This window comes from Streptomyces sp. NPDC045955, assembly GCF_056430805.1.
This window is the reverse complement of the sequence record NZ_JBWKKY010000033.1, coordinates 37,721-56,910: the sequence shown is the minus strand read 5'-3', so window position 1 is coordinate 56,910 and position 19,190 is coordinate 37,721. Positions and strand designations below refer to the sequence as shown.

24 protein-coding genes and 4 pseudogenes are annotated in these 19,190 nt (G+C 68.1%); 9 read left to right on the top strand and 19 right to left on the bottom strand.

All coding sequences use genetic code 11. From position 1 onward, the window contains the following. Nucleotides 1-110 precede the first annotated feature (110 nt). Nucleotides 111-812 (top strand): bleomycin resistance protein, encoded by a 702-nt coding sequence (locus AC07F0_RS38170; RefSeq protein ID WP_478984758.1) that lies wholly within the window; start codon nt 111-113, stop codon nt 810-812. Between the two features lie 18 nt (nt 813-830). On the opposite strand, the pseudogene AC07F0_RS38165 reads toward AC07F0_RS38170, so the two are convergent. Then, a pseudogene (locus AC07F0_RS38165) lies at nt 831-1,688 on the bottom strand (IS5 family transposase). 59 nt (nt 1,689-1,747) lie between these two features. After that, the gene (locus AC07F0_RS38160) at nt 1,748-2,083 is read right to left on the bottom strand and encodes a DUF6233 domain-containing protein (protein ID WP_478984757.1); all 336 of its coding nucleotides are present in this window, start codon (nt 2,081-2,083) and stop codon (nt 1,748-1,750) included. 54 nt (nt 2,084-2,137) lie between these two features. On the opposite strand from AC07F0_RS38160, the gene AC07F0_RS38155 reads away from it, so the two are divergent. Then, nucleotides 2,138-2,476: a hypothetical protein gene (locus AC07F0_RS38155; protein WP_478984755.1), complete on the top strand. Its 339-nt coding sequence runs from the start codon at nt 2,138-2,140 to the stop codon at nt 2,474-2,476. A gap of 129 nt (nt 2,477-2,605) precedes the next feature. Here AC07F0_RS38155 and AC07F0_RS38150 read toward each other — a convergent pair. Continuing rightward, nucleotides 2,606-3,069 (bottom strand): annotated as a pseudogene (locus AC07F0_RS38150) (restriction endonuclease); the annotation flags it as partial. Nucleotides 3,070-3,171: 102 nt separating this feature from the next. Here AC07F0_RS38150 and AC07F0_RS38145 point away from each other — a divergent pair. Continuing rightward, a complete protein-coding gene (locus tag AC07F0_RS38145) occupies nt 3,172-3,372 on the top strand; it encodes a hypothetical protein (RefSeq protein WP_478984754.1) in 201 nt (66 codons plus the stop codon). A gap of 9 nt (nt 3,373-3,381) precedes the next feature. On the opposite strand, the gene AC07F0_RS38140 is transcribed toward AC07F0_RS38145, so the two are convergent. After that, nucleotides 3,382-3,747, bottom strand: a complete 366-nt coding sequence (locus AC07F0_RS38140; RefSeq protein WP_478984778.1) for a hypothetical protein — start codon at nt 3,745-3,747, stop codon at nt 3,382-3,384. A gap of 125 nt (nt 3,748-3,872) precedes the next feature. Between AC07F0_RS38140 and AC07F0_RS38135 the strand changes: the two genes are divergently transcribed. The 3 genes from AC07F0_RS38135 (at nt 3,873) to AC07F0_RS38125 (ending at nt 4,834) form a co-directional block, all read left to right on the top strand. Continuing rightward, entirely contained in the window at nt 3,873-4,199 is a 327-nt protein-coding gene (locus AC07F0_RS38135) for an ATP-dependent DNA ligase (RefSeq protein WP_478984752.1), read from the top strand. A gap of 100 nt (nt 4,200-4,299) precedes the next feature. Next, nucleotides 4,300-4,488: a hypothetical protein gene (locus tag AC07F0_RS38130; protein ID WP_478984750.1), complete on the top strand. Its 189-nt coding sequence runs from the start codon at nt 4,300-4,302 to the stop codon at nt 4,486-4,488. Beyond that, the gene (locus AC07F0_RS38125; RefSeq protein ID WP_478984749.1) at nt 4,478-4,834 is read left to right on the top strand and encodes a hypothetical protein; all 357 of its coding nucleotides are present in this window, start codon (nt 4,478-4,480) and stop codon (nt 4,832-4,834) included. The genes AC07F0_RS38130 and AC07F0_RS38125 overlap by 11 nt, the downstream gene beginning before the upstream one ends. Nucleotides 4,835-4,938: 104 nt before the next feature. Here AC07F0_RS38125 and AC07F0_RS38120 read toward each other — a convergent pair. Both AC07F0_RS38120 and AC07F0_RS38115 read right to left on the bottom strand, forming a co-directional pair. Continuing rightward, nucleotides 4,939-5,145 (bottom strand): annotated as a pseudogene (locus AC07F0_RS38120) (hypothetical protein); the annotation flags it as partial. 169 nt (nt 5,146-5,314) lie between these two features. Next, nucleotides 5,315-5,515, bottom strand: a complete 201-nt coding sequence (locus AC07F0_RS38115) for a hypothetical protein (RefSeq protein ID WP_388706658.1) — start codon at nt 5,513-5,515, stop codon at nt 5,315-5,317. A 127-nt stretch (nt 5,516-5,642) separates the two neighbouring features. Here AC07F0_RS38115 and AC07F0_RS38110 point away from each other — a divergent pair, with 127 nt between their 5' ends. Next, a complete protein-coding gene (locus AC07F0_RS38110; RefSeq protein WP_478984747.1) occupies nt 5,643-6,440 on the top strand; it encodes a helix-turn-helix domain-containing protein in 798 nt (265 codons plus the stop codon). Nucleotides 6,441-7,274: 834 nt separating this feature from the next. Here the strand turns inward: AC07F0_RS38110 and AC07F0_RS38105 are convergent. From AC07F0_RS38105 to AC07F0_RS38080, 6 genes are all read right to left on the bottom strand, one after another. Next, nucleotides 7,275-7,520, bottom strand: coding sequence for a transposase (locus tag AC07F0_RS38105; RefSeq protein ID WP_478984744.1), 246 nt, complete (start codon nt 7,518-7,520; stop codon nt 7,275-7,277). A 109-nt stretch (nt 7,521-7,629) separates the two neighbouring features. Next, nucleotides 7,630-7,848: a transposase gene (locus AC07F0_RS38100; protein WP_478984743.1), complete on the bottom strand. Its 219-nt coding sequence runs from the start codon at nt 7,846-7,848 to the stop codon at nt 7,630-7,632. A 267-nt stretch (nt 7,849-8,115) separates the two neighbouring features. Beyond that, nucleotides 8,116-8,565 carry a hypothetical protein gene (locus tag AC07F0_RS38095; protein ID WP_478984742.1) on the bottom strand — a complete coding sequence of 150 codons (450 nt, stop codon included), beginning with the start codon at nt 8,563-8,565 and terminating at the stop codon, nt 8,116-8,118. A gap of 446 nt (nt 8,566-9,011) precedes the next feature. Continuing rightward, nucleotides 9,012-9,581, bottom strand: a complete 570-nt coding sequence (locus tag AC07F0_RS38090) for a hypothetical protein (protein WP_478984740.1) — start codon at nt 9,579-9,581, stop codon at nt 9,012-9,014. 64 nt (nt 9,582-9,645) lie between these two features. Continuing rightward, nucleotides 9,646-10,203 carry a NucA/NucB deoxyribonuclease domain-containing protein gene (locus AC07F0_RS38085; RefSeq protein ID WP_478984738.1) on the bottom strand — a complete coding sequence of 186 codons (558 nt, stop codon included), beginning with the start codon at nt 10,201-10,203 and terminating at the stop codon, nt 9,646-9,648. Nucleotides 10,204-10,316: 113 nt separating this feature from the next. Next, nucleotides 10,317-11,033: a hypothetical protein gene (locus AC07F0_RS38080; RefSeq protein WP_478984736.1), complete on the bottom strand. Its 717-nt coding sequence runs from the start codon at nt 11,031-11,033 to the stop codon at nt 10,317-10,319. Nucleotides 11,034-11,470: 437 nt separating this feature from the next. Here AC07F0_RS38080 and AC07F0_RS38075 point away from each other — a divergent pair, with 437 nt between their 5' ends. Next, nucleotides 11,471-11,854, top strand: a complete 384-nt coding sequence (locus tag AC07F0_RS38075) for a peptidase inhibitor family I36 protein (RefSeq protein WP_478984735.1) — start codon at nt 11,471-11,473, stop codon at nt 11,852-11,854. Between the two features lie 258 nt (nt 11,855-12,112). Here AC07F0_RS38075 and AC07F0_RS38070 read toward each other — a convergent pair. The 3 genes and pseudogenes from AC07F0_RS38070 to AC07F0_RS38060 all read right to left on the bottom strand — a co-directional run. Next, nucleotides 12,113-12,265: pseudogene (locus tag AC07F0_RS38070) on the bottom strand (IS5/IS1182 family transposase); the annotation flags it as partial. Between the two features lie 32 nt (nt 12,266-12,297). Beyond that, entirely contained in the window at nt 12,298-12,675 is a 378-nt protein-coding gene (locus tag AC07F0_RS38065; RefSeq protein ID WP_478984733.1) for a VOC family protein, read from the bottom strand. A gap of 1,173 nt (nt 12,676-13,848) precedes the next feature. Further along, nucleotides 13,849-14,043, bottom strand: a complete 195-nt coding sequence (locus AC07F0_RS38060; RefSeq protein ID WP_478984731.1) for a DUF6336 family protein — start codon at nt 14,041-14,043, stop codon at nt 13,849-13,851. Here AC07F0_RS38060 and AC07F0_RS38055 point away from each other — a divergent pair. Further along, complete coding sequence (locus tag AC07F0_RS38055) at nt 14,002-14,550, top strand: PP2C family protein-serine/threonine phosphatase (protein WP_478984729.1); 549 nt, start codon at nt 14,002-14,004, stop codon at nt 14,548-14,550. The genes AC07F0_RS38060 and AC07F0_RS38055 overlap by 42 nt on opposite strands. Here the strand turns inward: AC07F0_RS38055 and AC07F0_RS38050 are convergent. The 4 genes from AC07F0_RS38050 to AC07F0_RS38035 form a co-directional block, all read right to left on the bottom strand. Beyond that, the gene (locus tag AC07F0_RS38050) at nt 14,453-14,800 is read right to left on the bottom strand and encodes a hypothetical protein (RefSeq protein ID WP_478984780.1); all 348 of its coding nucleotides are present in this window, start codon (nt 14,798-14,800) and stop codon (nt 14,453-14,455) included. The two genes, AC07F0_RS38055 and AC07F0_RS38050, sit on opposite strands and share 98 nt — an antisense overlap. A gap of 28 nt (nt 14,801-14,828) precedes the next feature. After that, nucleotides 14,829-16,121: a hypothetical protein gene (locus AC07F0_RS38045; protein ID WP_478984727.1), complete on the bottom strand. Its 1,293-nt coding sequence runs from the start codon at nt 16,119-16,121 to the stop codon at nt 14,829-14,831. A gap of 30 nt (nt 16,122-16,151) precedes the next feature. Further along, a complete protein-coding gene (locus AC07F0_RS38040; protein WP_478984726.1) occupies nt 16,152-17,639 on the bottom strand; it encodes a hypothetical protein in 1,488 nt (495 codons plus the stop codon). Nucleotides 17,640-17,782: 143 nt separating this feature from the next. Next, nucleotides 17,783-18,910, bottom strand: a complete 1,128-nt coding sequence (locus tag AC07F0_RS38035) for an RNA polymerase sigma factor (RefSeq protein ID WP_478984725.1) — start codon at nt 18,908-18,910, stop codon at nt 17,783-17,785. Nucleotides 18,911-19,190 lie beyond the last annotated feature (280 nt).

The window sequence follows — 19,190 nt, the reverse complement described above, 5'->3', positions numbered from 1 at the left end:
TTTGTGCTGAGGCCCTCGTGGGCTAGTGCTGGCGTACGGCGCCGAGGGCCTACAAGCGCATCGCCGACGTATCCCTCAGCCCCTATTCAACTTTGACTAGAGTGGGCGGTGTGAGCGAGAAGACGATTCCGATCCTGCCGTGTAGGACCATCCAGCCCGTTCTCGACTTCTATACGACCCTTGGGTTCGAGGTGACCTTCCAGCAGAAGAACCCCAATCCGTACGCAGCCGTCCAGCACGGCGGCATACACCTCCACTTCTTCGGGATGAAGCACTACGAGCCGGCTGAGTCGTTCAGTACATGCATCGTCCAGACCTATGACATCGACGGGCTGCACGAGACCTTTCGGGCCCGGCTGAAGGCGGCTTACGGGCGAGTACCGAGCCGCGGGCTGCCGCGAATCGGGCCGCTGAAGAACACGTCACACGGCGTGCGGCAGTTCCTCATGACCGATCCGGGCGGCAACTGCATCCGCATAGGGCAGCAGACGAGCGACAACCAGCACCACCGTCCGGCCCCCAAGGAGACCTTCGCCCGGGCCGTGCACCATGCCTCCCTCCTTGCCGACTCCAAGGAGGACCTGGCGGGCGCCGCGAAGATCATCGACGGGGCGCTGCGCCTACAGGACGAGCGACCGACGCCTGTGCAACTGCTTCGTCTTCTCGTGCTGCGTGCGGACGTCGCCACTCGTCTCGGCGACAAAGAAACCGCGACGTCCGCGATTGCCGCGGCCACCGCAGTCCACCTCACCGCGGAGGAACAGGAGTCCGTACACGACGACCTCGAGCGCCTCACGCAGCTGCTGGGCTGAGGGTTGGGAAAGTGCTGGTCACAGCCACTCGTTGAGGACTGCGACCAGCACGGTCGCCTCATGGCGGACGGCGAGCTTGTCGTATCTCGTCGCCACGGCTCGGTGGCGCTTGAGACGATTGATCCCGCACTCGACGGCATGCCGCTCGCGGTAGTCGGTCTTGTCGAACTTCGGTGGCCGACCGCCTCGGGAGCCGAGTTTCTGGCGGTTGCGGACCCGGTCCGCCGGGACCGGGATGGTCGCCTTGATCCCGTGTCTGCGCAAGCAGGCCCGGTTGCGGCGGGAGTCGTACGCCTTGTCTGCCCCGCACTCGGTCGGGTCTCTTGCGGGGCCGCCCGCGCCCCAGCCGGGGGACCCGGATCGCCTCCAGAACCGGTTCGAACTGCGGGGAATCGCCCCGCTGTCCGGCCGTGATCAGCACGGACAGAGGCTTCTGGCCCTGCTCGACAGCGAGGTGGATCTTGGTGGTCAGCCCGCCTCGGGAGCGTCCGAGGCCGTGGTCGGCAGGCTCGACGGCAAGGCCGCCAGGCGGCTCCTTTTGCATATCCCCTTTTTCGACGCACCGGCTGCGTGCTGGCGGGCCCGGCAGACTGTGGAGTCGACGTTCACGTCCCAGGTAATCAGGCCCTTCGCGTCGGCCTGGGTCTGAAGCTGAGTGACGATCCGCGCCGAGGTGCCATCGCGCTGCCAGCGCCTGAACAGGTCATAGACCCGGTCCCACGGGCCGTACCGCTCCGGCACACGCCAGGGGGCACCAGTCCGGGTCCGCCACCGTATGCCGTCTATCAGCTGCCGCCGCGTCCACACCGGCGGACGGCCCGGCTTGATGCCCTGCGGCAACAACGGCTCCGACCGGGACCACTGGCCGTTCGTCAGGTCACCACGCCCCCCAAGCCACGATCATCGACGATCAAGATCCACTTTCGCAACAGACCCTAGGCCTCGATACCGAGCGCCGTGTCCGGCCTGCACTTCGAGCACGCCGGCACCTGATGACGTAGCGCGTCGATGGCCTGCGCCCTGGTCGCCGGCCTCACCCGCTTGCCCGGGTCCCAGCACTCCCCCGTGTGTACGGCGACGATGTTGCTGCGGTCCAGACCGCGCTCGATCAGCCACTCAGGCTCGGGTGGGCGCCGCGCTTCGCCGACGCGCCGCTCCACCTCGCGGGCCTCCTCGTCGGCGATCCACCTGCGGGTGCGGGTCAGGTCGCGCTCCTGCACGCGCTCCAGGAAACGGAGCAGCGCGAGTCGCGACACCCCTGAATCGTTCATGCGTTCGATTCTATGATCGTGGCACCACACAGCCCACCCCACCCCCAGGAGCACATGAACCACGAGGAGGCCGCACTCAAGCTCGGCGTCGACCCGGCCTCCCTCACCCCCGCCCCGCTCGCGCCCGGCTTCGCCGAGACCTGGGCGCGGATGCAGGGCGAGCCGCGCTGCTCCGTCTGCGGCCGGCAGTCCCGCACCAGCGGCGTGCTCCACGACCCGCCCCACAGGCCCCGCTGGTTGGACCGGTGCCGGGAGTGCTTCCTCGCCACCCCGCCGACCCTGCGCCGACCGCTCAGCCAGGCCATCACCGACATCCGGGAAGCATCTGCCGACGTGGGCCTGCGCGCGGTCCTCTACACCGAGGACGGCTGGCACGACGACCTGAGTGGATGACCCCGAGCGTTCTCACCTCACCCTGCCCGCCGGCGGCCGGATGCTGATGACCGGCTGGTGGGCCAAGGCCCGGGTCGAGCGGCAACCACCGGCCACAGTCCCGACACCGAGGCCAACAAGCCGCCGTATTCAACTCAGAGACGTTGGCCGCCTGGGAGGCGGTACGGCCCGCAGCAATTCCCACAGCGGCCGTGAGCCCGCCGCCCACACGGCCAGCGTCTGGCGGTCCACCACATGCAGCCGCTGCTGCTTGGCGAAGTCCGCGGCCGGCGCGGTCACCCTGCCGTTCGTCACGATCACCGCGACGTCCGCCCGTGCACCGGCCTCGCTGTCCCGTTGAGAACCTGCAGATCCGGCGTGCCGACTGCCGAGCCACGCACGCCGTGGCGGCGGTGCTTGCACTGGATCACCCAGCGCTGCCCGAGCGGATCCGTGGCCTTCACGTCCGCGCCCAGGTCACCGCCCCCGCCGACCCGCTGCGCGTCCCGGCAGCGGTCCCGGCGCATCAGGCCCCGGACCGCCTCCTCGAACTTGGCGTAATGCAGCGCGTCCAGCTGCTCCAGCCCGTAGCGCAGGCCTTGCGTGCGGACGGCAGCCTCTAACCAGTCAGAGGATGATCGAACAGCCGTGTCATTCACGCCGTATCCTGCGGTCGAGGCGATCGGTGCCGGCCGCTCAGAACAGGACACTTGACGATGACGACTCCCGCGCCGCCGGTCACCGAGCCCGACCCCTCTGCCATGACCTGCCCGGGCGATCAAGTCGGGCCGTGCGCCACGTGCCAGCGCAAGACCCACAAGTACGGCCGCGGCGGCTGCCCGCTGTGCCAGTGGTGCATGGCCCCGGCCATGGAGAAGTGGGGCCCGGGCGTCCGGTACATCAACACGCGCTCCTGACGAGCACCTTCAGCGGTCCGTGCGGATGCCCCGGAAGCCCGGTCCGAGCCCGCGACGCCTGGGCGGCCTTCGCCCCGTGCCACCCGTGGGTACCGACGCCGCGCTGTCCCGCCCCGGCGCTTGGTCGTCCACGGTGATGCCCAGGCGCCGGCGCGCTTCGGCGGGGGCGGTCGCCACCGCGGCGAGGGCCTGCGCGAGGTCCTCTCCGATGCTGCCAAGGGTGTCGGCGAGGATGTCGATCGCGTCGAGGACGTCCTCGGCTGCCGCCGTGCTCCAGCCGTCCGGGTCCGCGAGGTCCGCGAGGTGACATGCGCTCTCGACGACCTGTTCGGCTGCCTTCTCCACTCCGGGCCCGGCCTGCACCGACAACTCCATGACCACACAACGACCGTTCCGCTCGAAAGGGACCGACGAGCAGTGTCACACGGGGAGCTCACCCTGCCCGCCTGAGGCGGTGCTCGCACTCGAACGGCGGCCGGCCAGCGTGGAAGGCATGGTGCGTGACGTGGACGCTGCCGGAGCCGATGCTGACCTCGCCCGTGCCCGATCCCGATCTTCGGCCCGGCTGGGCCGCGGAGCCGAAGGTGGACGGGTTCCGGGCCCTGGTCTCCGTCGATGCGGGGAAGGTGGTGCTGCGCTCCAGGCGCGGAACCGCGATGGCCTCCGCGTTCCCGGAGGTTTTGGCCGGCGCCGCGCAGTTGCCGGACGCGACCGCGCTGGACGGCGAGCTGGTCGTGTGGGAGGAACGGCGGCTCGCTTTCGAGCGGTTGCACCCGCCGGCAAGGCCCCGGATGCCGCCTCCGCTGGCAAGCCGAAGATCTGCGTGACCTCGGCGCTCGGCAAGAACAGCAGGCTCGCCAAGCTCGCGGAGAAGTCCACGGCGAACCAGGATGTGCAGCGCGAGATGACCAGCTCATCAACAAGCTCATGGACGGCAACGACCAGCCGGGCAGGGGTTCCCAGGCGCTGTCACACGGCATCCGATCCCTTCGAAGCGACAAGGGCGCACGGCTCTTCTTCCGCGAGGTCGACGGCGGCTTCGAGATCATCGGTAAGTCCGACAAGCCGCACGAGCCCCACGTCATCAAGGAGTTGCTGAAGATCTATGGCTCATGAGCCACTGGTGACCGTGGAGACGGCCGACTTCTCCGTCACCTATGTACTCGCCCTGGATGACGACGCCGACACTGTCGAGGACGTCGACGCGGTCGTCCGCGCCCGTGGCGGCAAGGGGTGGACCGCGACGTTCATGACCCTTCGGAAGATCGCCGAGGTGATGGACGACCGGTCCACCACCGGCGAGTGCGCCGACGGCCTGTACCTGCGGATCCCTGACCTCGTGGTCGTCCGTGAAGGCGGTCTGGACGCCATGACCAGAGCCCTGGTCGACCTCTTCGGCGAGTACGGCATGGACACCGACGTCCTGCCGCGCTTCGAGGACGAGGAAGGCGAGGACGACTGACCCTGGGCACCCGCCCACCGGCAGAAAACGCGTCTGTGCCCCGCCGGGTCGAACCCGGCGGGGCACAGTCTGTTGCAGCTCCCGGAGAGGCCTCGGAGGCGGCGTCAGTCGGTGATGTACTGATGCAGCCCCGGCACGGTCAGCGTGCCGCCGAACTGGCCGGCCAGGGTGACCTTCACGTTGGTGAAGTAGATCAGCGGGATGTTCAGGCGCGGCGGGTGCTCCGGGTCGAACGTGACCGGGATCAGGCCGAGCAGGTTTCCGGAGATGCTCTCCGTGTACATCACCGTCTTGTCGTCGTTGATCGTGGTACTCCATGGTGGCCCGTGAGGAGGGTAGAACGACCAGTAACAGCGACGGGCCAGGCTGCTCCGGGAGTCTTCGCCCGGCGGTGGGCCCTTGAAGGGCGTTCTAAGGTTCGGCACCGGACCGACGAGGGTCTCGATCCCGGGCCGAGCCGGGAACAGGACTGCTGCGGCGTCAGGTGAGAATCTGGGCGAGCACGCCGGTGATGGCGGCGGCGAGGGCGAGGACGGCGGCGAAGGCCGCGCCAGCGCGGGCGAAGGCAGCGGGGTAGGTGGCGCCGTCGAGGCGGGCGAGCACACCCGCCGTCGCGCCGACCAGGAAGGCGAGCACGACGACCAGGGCGGCAGTGAGCAGGACGACGGCGACGTGGTTCACGGCGATCTCCCAGTAGAGGTCGGGGCGTTGACGCGACCGACTTTCCTGGAATCGGTGTCAAACGTGGTTGATCTGAACAAAGCTATGTACACCTGGACACTGGTGAACACCCGACGCTGGGGGGCGTGTGAGCGCGGAGAACCTTAGGCCTGAGGAAGCTCTCGTCGAGCTGCGTAGGCAGCTGGCCGACAAGCAGGCCAGCATGGAATGGGACAAGACCCAGCTCGCCCGCAAGGCAGGGGTGAGCCGCGGCACCATCCATAACGTCTTCGCGGGACCGGTGCCGAGAGCGGACACGGTCGCGCGGCTGGCCAGGGCGTTGGACTTGGACACGGGCATCCTGCTCAATCTGCGGCGGATCGCGGCTGGGGAAGCCATGGCCCCAGTGGGCGCCGGGGTGCCCAAGCCCGCCGAGAACCGGCCGCGGTTACTCTTCCGGGCTGGCTCCGCCGTCGGCAGTGCCGTCGCGCTCCAGTTCACCGAATCTGGCCGGTTCGAGGAGTTCCTGCAAGCGCTTCGGCTGATCGGCCTGGAGGAGGCTGAAACCGCACCGCTGCGTGAGATCAGGACCCGGCTGGGGCAGACCGACAAGGCTGTCCCGGCCGTCCTGATGGCGTACTCGGGCGTGCTGGACGAGGTGATTGCTCTGGTTGAGGAGCGGACCTCGCGCGCCGAGTTCCGCTGGTTCAGATTGGGCAAGCTCCTGCAGGGCATCGCCTTCGTCTCGGTGGCGGAGTGGCCGTCGGCTCCGGACATCGAAGGCGCGCGGACCGAGCTGTTCTATCTCAGTGACGCCGTTGACATGCCGGAGGGTCTGCGGGCCGAGGTTAAGGGCTACTGTCGGGTGGAACTGCCCACCGTCGAAGAGATGGACATGTTCGAGGACGCGGAGCGCCTCAGCCGGGCCTTCGACGCGATCCTCTGAGCCGTACTCGGGAGCAGGAACCGCACCCACTGTCGGCGCGACCACTACAATGGCCCGCTCCATGTACTGCTGCCCTACGGCGACGCGATCGGTGTTGACGGCCGCCACCTTCTCCAGCGTCCCGGCGAGGTCGTTCCAACAGGCGTCCGGCAGTTAGAGGTCGTGCTGGAGAATCGGATCGTCGGACAGCACCAGCTAGTCGACGCGCACCGACAGCTCCGCCCGGTAGGCGATGGCGTCGTCGACGGCGTCGTGGACGGCCAGGAGCGCGGGCCGGTGCCCGTCGAAGGTCACCGAAGGCCTCTTGGGCGTCCAGGGCGCCGTCCCACAGCTTTCCCGGCGCCTTGTCCGCCGGCGCGGACACCAGCCGCAGCCACACGGGCGCGCCCGTACCGGTGCGGGCCGGAGCACCCAGGGTGCGCCCGGCCCATCCCCAGAACTCCCCGCCCGGCTCGGTCTGCACGTCAAGGGCCGTCGCGGCGAGGGCGTGGTGGGCGCGCATGCGGCGCTCGGTGTCCGGGTCAAGGGAAGGCGAGTATCACCAGTGATCTCCCGCAACTTGGCCGGTCAGGGAGGGTTGAGCGACGGCGTCGGCTGCCTCCCTCCAGTGTGGCGCACTGGAGGGAGGCGATGAGGACGGCCGTCACTCCTGGGCATGACGCGACCGCCATAACGCACGCCATTGCGGGGGCAGGCCCGGCCGGATGAGGTCAGCGAGCTCCTAGTCGACCATGCCGGGGAGCTCGCCGCCGTGCAGCGGCGCGGAGGCCATCACCCGCAGGCCCGCGCCCACGGCAGCGGGGAGCGGGCCACGGCCGTGAAGGGCCTCCAAGGTTAGAGCGAGCTTCTCCCGGCACAGCCGACGAGGCTGCCGGTGTAGCCACCGCCGGCCCAGACGAGGATGATGTCGCGGTGCAGGCGGCGCAGCCGGGTCAGCAGGCCCGCCGCGGCGTCCCGGTCGCCGATGTTCGCGGAGGTGACCGCGACGACCAGGAGCAGGCCGAGGGTATCGGTCACGATGTGCCGTTTGCGGCCCGGAACCTTCTTCGCGCCGTCGTAGCCGCGTGAGGCGGCTGGCACCGTCGCGGCGGCCCGCACCGATGCGCGTCGATGATCCCTGCCGTGGGCTCGGCCTCGCGGCCCTCGCGCTCACGGACCTTCCTGCGCAGCCGGTCGTGGAACTCCGCGATCAGCCATGCTCGCGCCAGCGGCGGAAGAAGGCGTAAACCCGGGCCCATGCGGGGAAGTCCGCAGGCATCGCCCGCCAGGAGATCCCGCCCGCGACCAGGTAGCGGACCGCGTCCAGCAGCTGGCGGTGGCAGTAACCCTCGGGCCGTCCGCCCCGTCCTTGAAGCCAGGCCGGCACCGGCAACAACGGCCGGATGGCCGCCCACTCCTCGTCCGTCATGTCCTACGGATACCGGCGGACCCGATCGGGATGATCGGCCGCGTTGCCGTACACGTGCGCGAGGCAATCGCACGACACGGCGGGCGAGTTGAAGTCAACGGGCTCAGGCGCGTACAACAACGGCAAAAGGGCCTCCTACCGCTCGGAATGGGATCGCACCCCCGAGCTACCAGGAGGCCCTGCCTTCATGCGCGTACCGCCGGAAGATCACCCGACCTGGAACTCCGTTCGATCCACACGTTCCAAGATCGGTTGAGAGGCGACTCATCAGTCGACATAAGGCCAAATCTGGACAACCCATACCTCGAGGGGATCCTCATGCGGCCCTTCAGGAGGGAAGGGGTCGAGTGCCAGCAATGCCTCAACGTGATCTCGCCCTCGGCAGAGCAAACGCAGGTGATAGCGCCCCGGTCGCAGCGGGATCTCGCCGTAGCAGACGCCACTCAAGTCGACCACCGCGAGGCGATCTGCCATCGGAGATTGGAAAGCCCGTTCATATTCCCAAGAGCCTGATGGCTGAGGAGCGGGTCCGTCCCACACCTCTAAACGCACCAAAGGGTAAAAATCGTTGTCGCTGGAGGTAAGACTCCAGCCTTCCCCCGGGATCTGAACAATGTCGTCCTCAGCCGGCGCTTGCTCGAAGAGGATGGGGCCGATCTGGATGGTCCTGTAGGACACGCGCGGACGGACATCAACGGCGTTGATCAGGGTGGCCACTTACTCTCCTCACCATCGAGCGAGCAGGACCCGTCAGGCTAGCCCCGACTTGAACTGAAAGCCCACTCAAGTCATCTCGCAACGGCCACAGACGGGCACTCACCCCTGCCTTCAAGCACGTACCGCCGGAAGATCATCCGACAAGGACCCCTATTCGACCCACACGTACCAAGATCGGTTGATATACGGCTTCTGAGGACACCGGCGTTCACGACGTCGGTGCCGGTGGCCGCCGTGGGCCGCAGGCGGGACCGCGCGCAGTAAAGGCCGTCTGTGAAGGCACGCCCCAACCGAACGGCCCAGCCAGTACGGGCGCGGCGGGTCGGAGAGCGGCACCGTACGGGCAGAGGATCAGCTAGTGAGGCAGGGAGTGCCCCTGCCAGAGCAGGTGTTGTGCGGTTGGGGCGGCTTTGCCGCCCCAACCGCACAACACGCATGATCGCGAGTCAGGAGTAGTCGCCGCGTTCGGCCCGGTGCAGGATGTCGCGTTCCCGGCCGGTCTGGGTATCGAGTGAGTCCTCGTCGTCGATGACGATGGTGTCCTCGGCCTGTCGAGCTCGCACCTGGGAGCCGTAGGCGTCTGTCGCCTTCAGCAGGAGAGCGTCCTGGCGTGCAGCGGGCCAGCTCTGGATCAGGTACGACTCCACGACTTCGTCCACCGTCGTCTGGTCGACGGCCCTGTCCCGGCCGCGCGCGTGGACACGCAGCCGGTATGAGCCGGGGCCCTGGGACGCCAGCGAGGGCAGATCCACCGGATCGTCCATGAAGGACGTCACGAGCAGTTCCCCGGAGGGGGAATGGCATGAAATCTCAGCGATCTCTTCCCAGCCCAGGGCGGGATCGGGCCGCTGCGAGTGCGGCTCGACCGTGACCTGGACGTCTCCGGTGTGGATCCCGGTGGTCACCTCGATGGCTCCACCATCGGCGGACACCAGGCCCGTGCGGCTTGCGTCCAGGTCGTCGGCCGCAGGCCCTTGCGGGTCCGTGATCTGAAAGAGGTGGTACTCAGCGTGCACCAGGGCTGTGCCTGTACGGGCTGGCTCATTCACGGTGGCCTCGTCTGGCCTCATCTGGCTGGGTCTACCTGATCCATACCAGGAACCGGTCCCCTTCCAGTACACGGCTGTAGGTGTAGAAGCCCTTGAGATCCTTGCCAGCGTCGGTGTTCTGCTTGGCATTGACCATGCGGCGGCTGAACTTGCCATTGCCGTACTTGGCGCCCTGCCAGGTACTGGCGAAGGGGTACTCGTCGCAGAACTTGCCCGGCGGGCGCTCCAAGCTCGACGGGCACGCCTTCTCCCGGTTCTCCCTGATCTTCTTGCGGTCGGTAAGCCGTGTCAGGAAGTTCGTCGTGCCGTACTTGCCCGGGAGGCCGGTGGCCTGGGCGTCCTTGATGTGCTTGGCGATTTCGGGCCACGGCCCGGTCTGGCTGTAACTGATCACTGGCACAGCGGCGAGGTTGACACAGCCGACCTGGCGGGGGGCGCCGGGGAGTGCGTTGTCACAGCGGACGTCCACGGTGGACAGCTTCATCGGCTCAGACGGCGCCACCCACTCCCGGTTGCTGAACGTCCAGGAGGCGACGCTCCGGCCCGTTCCCCGCTGCTTGGAGGCACCGGTGTTGATGGTGGTGTCCATGAAGAACTGCCCGTAGGGCTCGGCACTCTTGGAGATCGCTTGGCCCGGGAAGCTCTTCTTCGGAACCTTGCACTTGCCGATACACGAAGCGCTCCCAGACACCGTGGTGCCAGTCACTGCCCTCCCCACCGCTTCGTCTCCAGCAGCCTCACCTGGTAGGCCCATGTCTTGGAGTCGCGGGCCGAGAAGGAGTAGCCGATGACGATGTACTTGATACCGCCGATCTTGCGTCCCGTGCGCACGTCTTCGACTTCAACCCCACTGCGCCAGATGCCGCAGCCGCGCATGCGCTCGATGTACCACGTGGAGTCCACTCCCTCGTCGATGCACCACTTGGGTTCCTTCCACGGCTTGGCCCTGGCTGCCGCGACCGCGGTGTCCGACTCGTCGGCCGGTGCAACCGACGAGGTTTCGTCTTCCGCAGCAGTCTGCGGCGTGGCTTCTGATCCGGCCTGCCCAGCGTCCGGTACGGCCGCCAGGACGGCTGACTCAGCCGCAGAGGTGTCGGCAGGCGCCTCGAGTTGTGACAGAGCAGCCTGTTCGTCGGAGGTGAGCTCGACCGCTGGCTCCAGGGGCGACGCGCAGGCCGCGTACTGTGCACCGGGAGTCTCGGCAACGTCCTTCACCCGCTCATCGCAGGTCGCCTGCCGGCCGGCGGCCAGCCCGACGCGCTCTCCGTCTTCCGCGGCGTCCGGGGCCGCCTCCGGTTCCCCAACCGTACTCTCCGCGCCCAGGGCCAGGTCTTCCGCCGAAGGTGCGGCGTCCGGGTCACCGTCGGCGGCCTCCGACTCCAGTGACACCTCATCAGCGACCGGATCGGTCAGGGCCACACCCGTGGTCAGCGAGGTGTCCGCACCCGTTTCCGGCTCACCCGCCGCGTAGAGCGACGCCCAGATGACTGCCCAGCAGCCCCAGCGTCACAGCCCCAACGGACAACAGTGTTCTCGGTCTCAAGTTGTAACCCCCTGTTTGGTCCAAACAGCGCGAACCCACCCACTCATGTGGCATGTCCGCGCCGGGTCAATGTGATCAAAGCACAGGGGACTGACAGACAGGCAAGAAAATATTCTTCAGCGACGTCCCCCTCAGGCGCCGGGACCCGGCCCTTGCCCTGGCTTTCCGAGCTTGGCCAATTGCCCGCAGCGTGCTGATGTGCCGCGCGAACCCGCCACCAGGCAGGGGCGGTTCCATTGGAGTGAACCCGCAGGCAATCATGCCCGGAGGGCGCCCGGCGGTCAGTATGTGTAGTGCCGTGATCAAAAATGTGATGCGTGCCGGGGCCGTCGCCGCTCTGGCCCTCCTGCCCTTGGCCGCTCCAGCTGGCGCTTCCAGCGAGGTCGGCGTGGCGCGGGCCGGGATCGACTGCCCGTCCGGCTACGTGTGCATCTACCCAGAGATCAACTTCGGCGGCCAGCCCTGGGTGCGGCGTGCCGTGGACGGCAGCGTGAAGGACCTCCCCTCCGCAATCCGTGATCGCGGCAGCTCCATCCGCAACAACTCCGACCGCACCGCCCGCGTGTACGAGAAGCGCAACCCCAGCGGCCGGCACGTGTGCGTCACCCGAAGCGGCGGCTCCATCCACGACCTGCGCGGCTACAACCTCAACGACCAGACCCGCTCCCTGAAAATCAACCGCAACGACTGCGGCTGACCATCCCCCACTCCCCCATCCCGGCGCCCGATGCGTGCGCAGCAGTCAGCCCCCGCCCGGCAAACATCACCGAGCGGGACTGATCAGCCTGCCCGGTCGTAAAGGGCGTCGCCTACGCGGCGAAAGGCTCTGCAGGGCTTCAGCCAAACGATCTTCCCTGCAGGCAATAGGTGAGGCCCGGGGACACTGTCCCCTTCACAACCACACTCCTCCCAACACTGCTGGCCAGACTCGTATTTCGGCAGTCCGCCCCCGTGTTCGCATGTAGCGGTGGTTGAGACGGCGGTAGCCGGTCAGCCAGGACATGGTGCGTTCGATGACCCACCTGCGACGGCCGAGCCGCTCGCTGGAGTCGATGCCCTTGCGGGCGATACGGACGCCGATGCGTTTGCCCCACAGCCATCGCCGCAAGCGAGTCTTGCTTGCATGACGTTGTGACCTCCTCAATCAGCCTCCCCAACGATGCAAAAGGGGTGCCCGACCGGATCGGTGAGAACGCGCGCCCTGACCCCATGAGGTTGATGATCCGGTTTGCCCGCACCCAGCTCCAGCAGCCGGGCTTCGACCTCTTCCAAGTCCTGCTTGACCTTGAAGCACATGTGAATCTGCTGAGGAACAGTCTGTGCAGGCCAGCGCGGAGCCCGGTAGTCATCGACCCGTTGAAAACCGATGAAGACTTCGTCCTCACAGTCAAGACCGGCGAAGTCAGCGTTCGACTTGGGATGAAGTTCCAGACCGGTGGCCTGCTGGTAGAACGCCGCCAAAGCGAGCGGATCCGGGCAGTCGAGGGTTATCGCGCTCAACTTCATCTGCAAGGGCATGACGCCTCCGGGACGATCAGTGGACTCCGTGATGCTCACCCTAGAGACGGCTGCCTACGGCTGAGTGAGAAACCAACCCCCTACATGTCCCCCCAGGCGTAGGCATCGCAGGTCGGAACACGTTGCCAGCTGCGGGGGTGTACTGGTTCGTCGTCCACCACGAGTCCCTATCGACTTCCTCGCCCGCCCACCCCCACTGCACCATCTCCACTTCCTCTCCCGGCCGGAAAAGTGCTCCTTCCAACGAGTTGGCGTGATGTTCTTGGCAGATGCGGACGTGGGCGCGCACGAACCAGCCCCGCGTAGCGAAGTGTCGAGGCGACTTGCGATCGGTCATTCAGTAGTCGCCGGCGCCGGCCGCGAAGCTCCACTGCACCACATTTGACAACCGCCGCCGCGGCCCGCTCCAGTCCTACGTCGACTGACCCACGGCACCCAGACGGCTACCGCCTGCACGTGGAGGTGTGGAGCGGGCCCAGGGGCAGTTGGTGCTTGATCGGAGGCATTCCACCGATCGGGTGATCGCGGTAGATCGGTGCTGGTCATAAGCTGGTCATCGGGCTCCAGTGACGGTAGGAGCCTCCCAACGGTGTGGTCCCTGCCCAGCGCGGGGACCACTGTGAAGGTCACGGCGCCCCAGCTACCGGGCAGCCCCTGCCCGGGGCCCCGACCGCGGTCGGCTTGCACCCGCTGGACCCGGAGTTCACCGAGATTGGGGCTTCCGGACGCCGGTGGGATGTGGAGTCGATCCTCACGGTGACGACCGGCGGCTCTGTGGCCCTGGAGTCTCCGGTCAAGGTCTCCGAAATGTCCGGAGTCGTTCTCGCTCCGGGCGTCGTTCATTTGACGTACTTCGCCGACAACCAGGGCCGTCGGGCATGGCGGAGCTCTTTGTGGCGTCTGACGGCGTCGGCCTGGCGGATGTACTTCCACCAGGCCACTTTGAGCGGGTTGGACCGCCGCCCGCAAGGGCACGGCGGCCGCCCAGCCGAATCGGGCGGCTTCAGCTGGCTGTGGCTGGTGCCCTGAGCGCCCACGCCGGGCGCGTGTGGCTCAGTCGCCGTACAACCAGCTGTCGTACCCGGCGCCGTCCGCCAGGTGGTGCAGCCCGAAGGCGCCGGGGGACAGACCAGGACCAGCACCCCGATCCGCAGCAGGACCGGGCCGCGAGAGTCACGAGACCAGCCTGGCCCCTGACGGTGCGCCGGTCGCGACAGCGACGGATGTCTCCCCCGCAGGCCACCAGAAGAAGAGCCCGATGAGGATCCCCACCGCGGCTATGAAGGCGGCGACCAATCCGACGACGGCGAGGAACGTCGTCCGGTCATGGTGGTGGCTGAAGGACAGGAAGTTCTTGGACCAGGCCATCGCCTAGCAGTTCGGGCCCGATCATTCGTCACAGCGCAGATGATGGACCTGGACACCACCACCGGCCACCTGCAATGGGTCGAAGCCGGCCATCCTGCACCGCTGCTGATCCGCAACCACGATGTCGCCGGGCCATTGGAAGGCGCCACCACACTCCCGGTCGGGCTGGACGGAGAACTCCCCACGATCAGCGAGTACCAACTCCAGCGCGGTGACCAGGTGCTGTGCTACACCGACGGGGTGATCGACGAGCGGGATGCCGAGGGAGAGCTGTTCGGTGAGGAACTGGGCGGCCGCTGTATCGGGCGATCGCCGCTGCGAGCAGCAAGACTGGATCGCGTAAGGCGCTCCCTGTCGAGGGCCTGGGGCCTGTCTCCCCGGCGACAGCCGGGGAGACAGGGCGGAAGCGTCAGCGCGGACGCCGGGTCGCCAGCCAGAGGCAGATGCTGGGCGGTACGGCACCAGCCAGTCCCGCAATCAATGCCGCTTGCGCTACCGGCTCGCTGAGCGTGGGCAGCGGCCCGGTGACCCGGCCTGCGGTGGTCGGAATCGTAACCTCGCAGCCCCGCTCGGTCATGGATGTGCCGCCGCCTTCGACGAGGAGCCCATGGCCGTCGTCCATGCACCGCTTGGCCCCGATGGCGTTGGCCCCGAACCACAGCAGCGCGGCCAGTATGACCAGCAGAAGCGCACCCGCCAGGCCCGCTCTGCGGAGGAGGCGGCTGCGATCAGCGTCCGGGTGTTCGTGTGCGTTCATGCGCGTATCCTCTTCGACGGGGCGGACGTCAGCGGTTGGCGGGGCAGTCGTAGGTGCCGTTCGCCTTGTAGGTGGGCGAGCCGCCCCGCACCCAGTCCGCGCAGCTCGGCACGCGCCAGCCGCGCGACTTGCCGACCAAGGGCTCGGTGCCGGAACCAGGCCGGTCGTAGTTCAGCCCCGTGCAGGAGCTGCCCGGCTCCATGCCGAGGTCGTTGCAGTCGTTGCTGATCTTCTGGGCGCCCAGGTCGTACGGTGAGCTGGACTTGTTGCCCTTCTCCGCGGCGATCCAGAAGTTGTAGGCCACCCCTGCGGTGAGCTTCTTCGGGTAGCCGATGCCGACGGAGAAGTCGAGCTTCTGGCAGGAGTCGGTGGTGTCGTCCCAGTCCCAGTAGGCCGCGGCCGCGCTCGGGAAGTTCCAGCCGTACTTCACTGCGTTCCACTTGAACCCGGTCGACCAGCCGGCCCAGAACTCCGTGTAGGCGCTGTCCGCACAGTAGGGACGGGTGAGGTCCCACAGATCGGTGTTGTACAGGGACATGTTGTGCTCGTACGCGAAGTCGTCACCGAAGGCGGCGATGTCGCTCGCGGAGTACCAGCGGAGGTAGTGCCGGAACTTGCGCGGCATGTCCGTGGGAGTCTCGTACGGATTGTTGTATGCCCGCATCGTCCCGTACCACGGAGCCCAGGCGTTCGAGATGTTGGCTGAGGTCGTCGGCTGCTCGACGGAGGACGATGAGGGCGACGGCGAGGAGGGCGCGTCCTCGCGGCTTTCTTCGGCAGCCGCCTTCATGGCGTCGCTGCGGCCCAGCAGGGCCTCCCTGGCCCGGGTGGCGTCGGCTGCCTGTTCGAGGGTTCCGAGGGGCAAGCGGTCTACGGACTCGGAGTCCGAGTCGAAGGTCTTGGCCTCGGCGAGCACCGGCTCGAGTGCCGTCAGATGGGCGGCGGGCACTTCGCCGTCCACGACGACCAGGAAGACCAGCGGCTCGACGCCGTACTGCCCGACGACGCTCTCGCGCATGCTTTCGATGGCCTGGTCGGCGGGGACACCGGGGCCCGGCTGGTCGCCGCCGCCGACCTCGCCGGTGTAGCGCAGCAGGAGCGGCTTGAGCCCGGCGAGAGAGACCTTGAGCTCGTCGAGGGTCTGGGGTACGGCGAACAGCAGCCGTGTCACCTTCGGCTGGGTCTGGGGGGCGGTCACCGTGGCGGAAGTTGGGGATGGTTCGTCGGTGGTCTGGGCGGTCGCCGCGGCGGCGGGCAGCAGGGTGAGGGTGAGGCAGCTGGCCGTGGCCGCGGCCCACATGGTCAGAGAACGCAGTTTCATGGGAGTGTCTGCTCCGGTATTTCGGTGTCGTCAGCTCTTGGTGTGGGACAGCACATCGCCAGTGCGGGCGTCGATCTCGAGACGCTCCACATCTGGCACCTCAGCCCCGGGGCGACCGGTGAGACCGCGGTCGACGGTGACCGTCCAGCGGTCGGCGTTCCAGGTGTCGGCCACGGCGGTGGCGGCGCCCCGGTCGTCGCCGATCGCGGTGCGGGCCACGTGGATCGCTTTGTCACGGTCGACCGTGAAGGCCGAAGCCTTCCCGGCTGCCGCTCCCTGGGTGGTTGATAGGTAGGTGACGGCTCCGGTACGGCGGTCGATCTCGGCCGTCACCTGGCGCGCGTCCGCGTGCCCGTCGTCGCCCACGGGGCGCCAGGTCAGGAGAGTGAGGGCGTCACCCTCCAGGTGGCTGATCGGCTCTGCGGCCGTCAGCTGCCAGTTGCTGTCCCATCCGGCAACATTGCGCTGGACGAACTCCTGCGCGACCGCACGGGTCTCGTCCACGCCGAGCCGTACCTCACCGCTGGTCGCCGGGGTGCCGACGAGGTCCACCAGCGAGCCGTCGGCGGCCGACCGGTACTCGACTCCCTCGGCGGTTTCGACAGTCGTCAGCGGCTCGCCCTCGGGACCTTGCGTGGTAGTCGTACGGACCGGTGTCAGGGCGGCGGTTGCGGTGAACTGCGGGGTAGCGACGGGCCGGCTGTTCAACGGCTCGCCCTCACCCGCCGGCTTGAGCTTGACCGAGCCGGGAGCGGCCGCGGCACCTCGGATCACGTAGCGGTCCCACCCGCCCGCGGAACCTTCCTTGGCGACGAGGTCGGTCCGGGCCCGGGCAAGCGCGGTGGACACGGTGACGCCCGTGGTGGCGTGGTAGGAGAACCGGCTCCAGAAGTAGTTGCCGGAGTAGTTCGTCGTACTGGCCGCCGTGCCGTACGCGGTCGCCGGATACATGACCAGGCCGGAGAAGCTGATGGCCGAGTCGATACCGCGGGAGACCGCGACCTCGTTGAAGTTCCCGAGCTGCCCGGACTGCGCGGTGTAACAGCCCGCGAGGATCAGCAGCCGCATGTCGTCGACATCGGCGTACGGCAGGTACTCGGTGAAGAACCGCAGGTTCGCGTAGAGAGGCACGAGATCCTGCGTCCGGCCGGCGGCCACGATCGGGTCCTGGTCGTCCGAGGGCCCCTCATCGGTCTGGAAGATGCCGCCGTTCGAGTGCCCGAACAGCGCGAAGACACCCGAGTCCAGCCCGTCCGTCCACGCGTCGTCCGCACTACGCCCGGCGGTGTAGCTGGTGCCCGTGTAGCCGACCGAACGGGCCGCGTCGCGGAACGCCGTAGCACTGAGCCGTGTGTCCAGACCGTCATTGAACCGCATGCCGATGCTCGTCTCCTCGACCGCCGCCGCGTGGGCGGACGGGGTGCCGACGGTCGCGGCACTCAGAGCGCAGACAAGCGCCATCGGTATGGCGAGCAGCCCACGGCGGCGCTGCCACCGAGCATGGCTTATGTATCCCATCAACTCTCCGCTTCTTCTGCCGCACCAGGTGGCGCACTGGTGCTGTCACCTGCTCTACGGAGTCAGGTGGCAGCTCCCTCGCGAAAATGCCGAAGTCTTTCCACACCTCGCGCACATGGGGTGCGGACGGGACGGCGCCAGGATCAATCCAGCGGCAAGAGTGGCGGATTCACCGACGGCAGCGGACCGGGCAGACCCGGCACGTCAGCGTTTGGCCGTGCGACGTCATCCGGCTCGAGCGCTGGTACGGGAAGGGTTGGTACCGAGGGCAGGGACGGCACCCGGGGTACAACCGGTAGGACAGGTACGGGCGGCAGCGCCGGTACGGCCGGCAGCGTCGGCAGTTCGACGGCGGGCACGCCGGGCAGCGGCCCCTGATCGGATGCAGGGCCGCCACCTTCACCGGGCCCGTCGTACCCGCGTGAGTCGTCGGCCAGCCGGCTTGCTGTCTCTGCAGCGGCACGCACACCCAGGCGCTCCTGGCCGGCGACCGCGGCCGAAGTGGCTGAGGGCCGAGCGCCCGGCTCCTGCGGCGACGACACGGACACGACGTCCGCTGCGGCGCGGGCCGCCCGCCCGCCTCGATCAGGCCGAGAAACGGGCTCTGCATCGGCTCCCGGAGACAACATCAGGACGAGCCCTGCGAGCATCAGCGCCCCCGCGGACGCCAGGATCGCAGGAGACACCGCCGTCGGCGTACCCCCGTTTATGCGTGGACGACCCCGCCACAGGCCCACGGCCACGGCGGCCAGCGTCGCCGCCAGTGCGGCCCGCAGCGTCCGCCGCGCCCGGCCCAGCAGCGACTCGGCGGCCTTGTAAGTCAGCCCCATCCGCTGCGCGACCTGAGCCACGTCCAGGCCCTGCGCCTTCAGTTTCAGCGCCACCCGCTGGCTCTCCGGCAGCGCGGCGCCCTGACGAGCGAGCCACCGCGCCTCCGCTTGGTCGCACACGACTTCCTCATGTGGTACGACGCTGGGTGCGCTCAGCATCGACTCCGCACGCCGACGTATCCCCATGTCCCGGCTGAGCTGCCGGTGCTGATCGACGCACAGTCGTACAGTCACCGCAGTCAGCCACGCGCCGAGCCGGTCACCGTCCAGGTGCGGCCGCTCGGCAGCCCTGGCCATAGCCTCGTGCACCGCGTCCTCGGCGTCCTGCGGGCTCGTCGACCGGCGCCGCGCCACCCTCAACAACTGCTCACGGTGGCTCCAGATCTGCTGCCATCGGTCGACACGCATACCGGACAGCGCGGATTCTGGAAACTGACGCATACGGCACCCTCGGCTCTCAACACGGACCAGCTCGGGCGGCAATCTAACCCGGGACCACGTGACCTGATCCCACGGGCTCACCCCCGGGTACCGCCCGCTGCCAGCACCGCAACTGCAGGTCCGTACCCGTACGACTGAGCATCACCGCCGCTACACCGGAGAGCCCGCCAGTCCTCATGGCTGCGGCGTCGTCCCGTCCTGCAACCCGGCGCAACAGCAGGGCATCCGCGAGGTCCGGGGTCAGCACGGAGAGAGGACGCCGGATGTCGTCGGTCGCGTC

Bases quoted from the DNA above. Each gene is read 5' to 3' on its own strand.
- AC07F0_RS38160 (WP_478984757.1), bottom strand. From the start codon at position 2,083: ATGAACGATTCAGGGGTGTCGCGACTCGCGCTGCTCCGTTTCCTGGAG.
- AC07F0_RS38155 (WP_478984755.1), top strand. From the start codon at position 2,138: ATGAACCACGAGGAGGCCGCACTCAAGCTCGGCGTCGACCCGGCCTCC.
- AC07F0_RS38145 (WP_478984754.1), top strand. From the start codon at position 3,172: ATGACGACTCCCGCGCCGCCGGTCACCGAGCCCGACCCCTCTGCCATG.
- AC07F0_RS38140 (WP_478984778.1), bottom strand. From the start codon at position 3,747: ATGGAGTTGTCGGTGCAGGCCGGGCCCGGAGTGGAGAAGGCAGCCGAA.
- AC07F0_RS38130 (WP_478984750.1), top strand. From the start codon at position 4,300: ATGGACGGCAACGACCAGCCGGGCAGGGGTTCCCAGGCGCTGTCACAC.
- AC07F0_RS38125 (WP_478984749.1), top strand. From the start codon at position 4,478: ATGGCTCATGAGCCACTGGTGACCGTGGAGACGGCCGACTTCTCCGTC.
- AC07F0_RS38100 (WP_478984743.1), bottom strand. From the start codon at position 7,848: ATGACGGACGAGGAGTGGGCGGCCATCCGGCCGTTGTTGCCGGTGCCG.
- AC07F0_RS38085 (WP_478984738.1), bottom strand. From the start codon at position 10,203: ATGGACACCACCATCAACACCGGTGCCTCCAAGCAGCGGGGAACGGGC.
- AC07F0_RS38075 (WP_478984735.1), top strand. From the start codon at position 11,471: ATGCGTGCCGGGGCCGTCGCCGCTCTGGCCCTCCTGCCCTTGGCCGCT.
- AC07F0_RS38065 (WP_478984733.1), bottom strand. From the start codon at position 12,675: ATGCCCTTGCAGATGAAGTTGAGCGCGATAACCCTCGACTGCCCGGAT.
- AC07F0_RS38055 (WP_478984729.1), top strand. From the start codon at position 14,002: ATGGTGGTGGCTGAAGGACAGGAAGTTCTTGGACCAGGCCATCGCCTA.
- AC07F0_RS38060 (WP_478984731.1), bottom strand. From the start codon at position 14,043: ATGGCCTGGTCCAAGAACTTCCTGTCCTTCAGCCACCACCATGACCGG.
- AC07F0_RS38050 (WP_478984780.1), bottom strand. From the start codon at position 14,800: ATGAACGCACACGAACACCCGGACGCTGATCGCAGCCGCCTCCTCCGC.
- AC07F0_RS38045 (WP_478984727.1), bottom strand. From the start codon at position 16,121: ATGAAACTGCGTTCTCTGACCATGTGGGCCGCGGCCACGGCCAGCTGC.
- AC07F0_RS38040 (WP_478984726.1), bottom strand. From the start codon at position 17,639: ATGGGATACATAAGCCATGCTCGGTGGCAGCGCCGCCGTGGGCTGCTC.
- AC07F0_RS38035 (WP_478984725.1), bottom strand. From the start codon at position 18,910: ATGCGTCAGTTTCCAGAATCCGCGCTGTCCGGTATGCGTGTCGACCGA.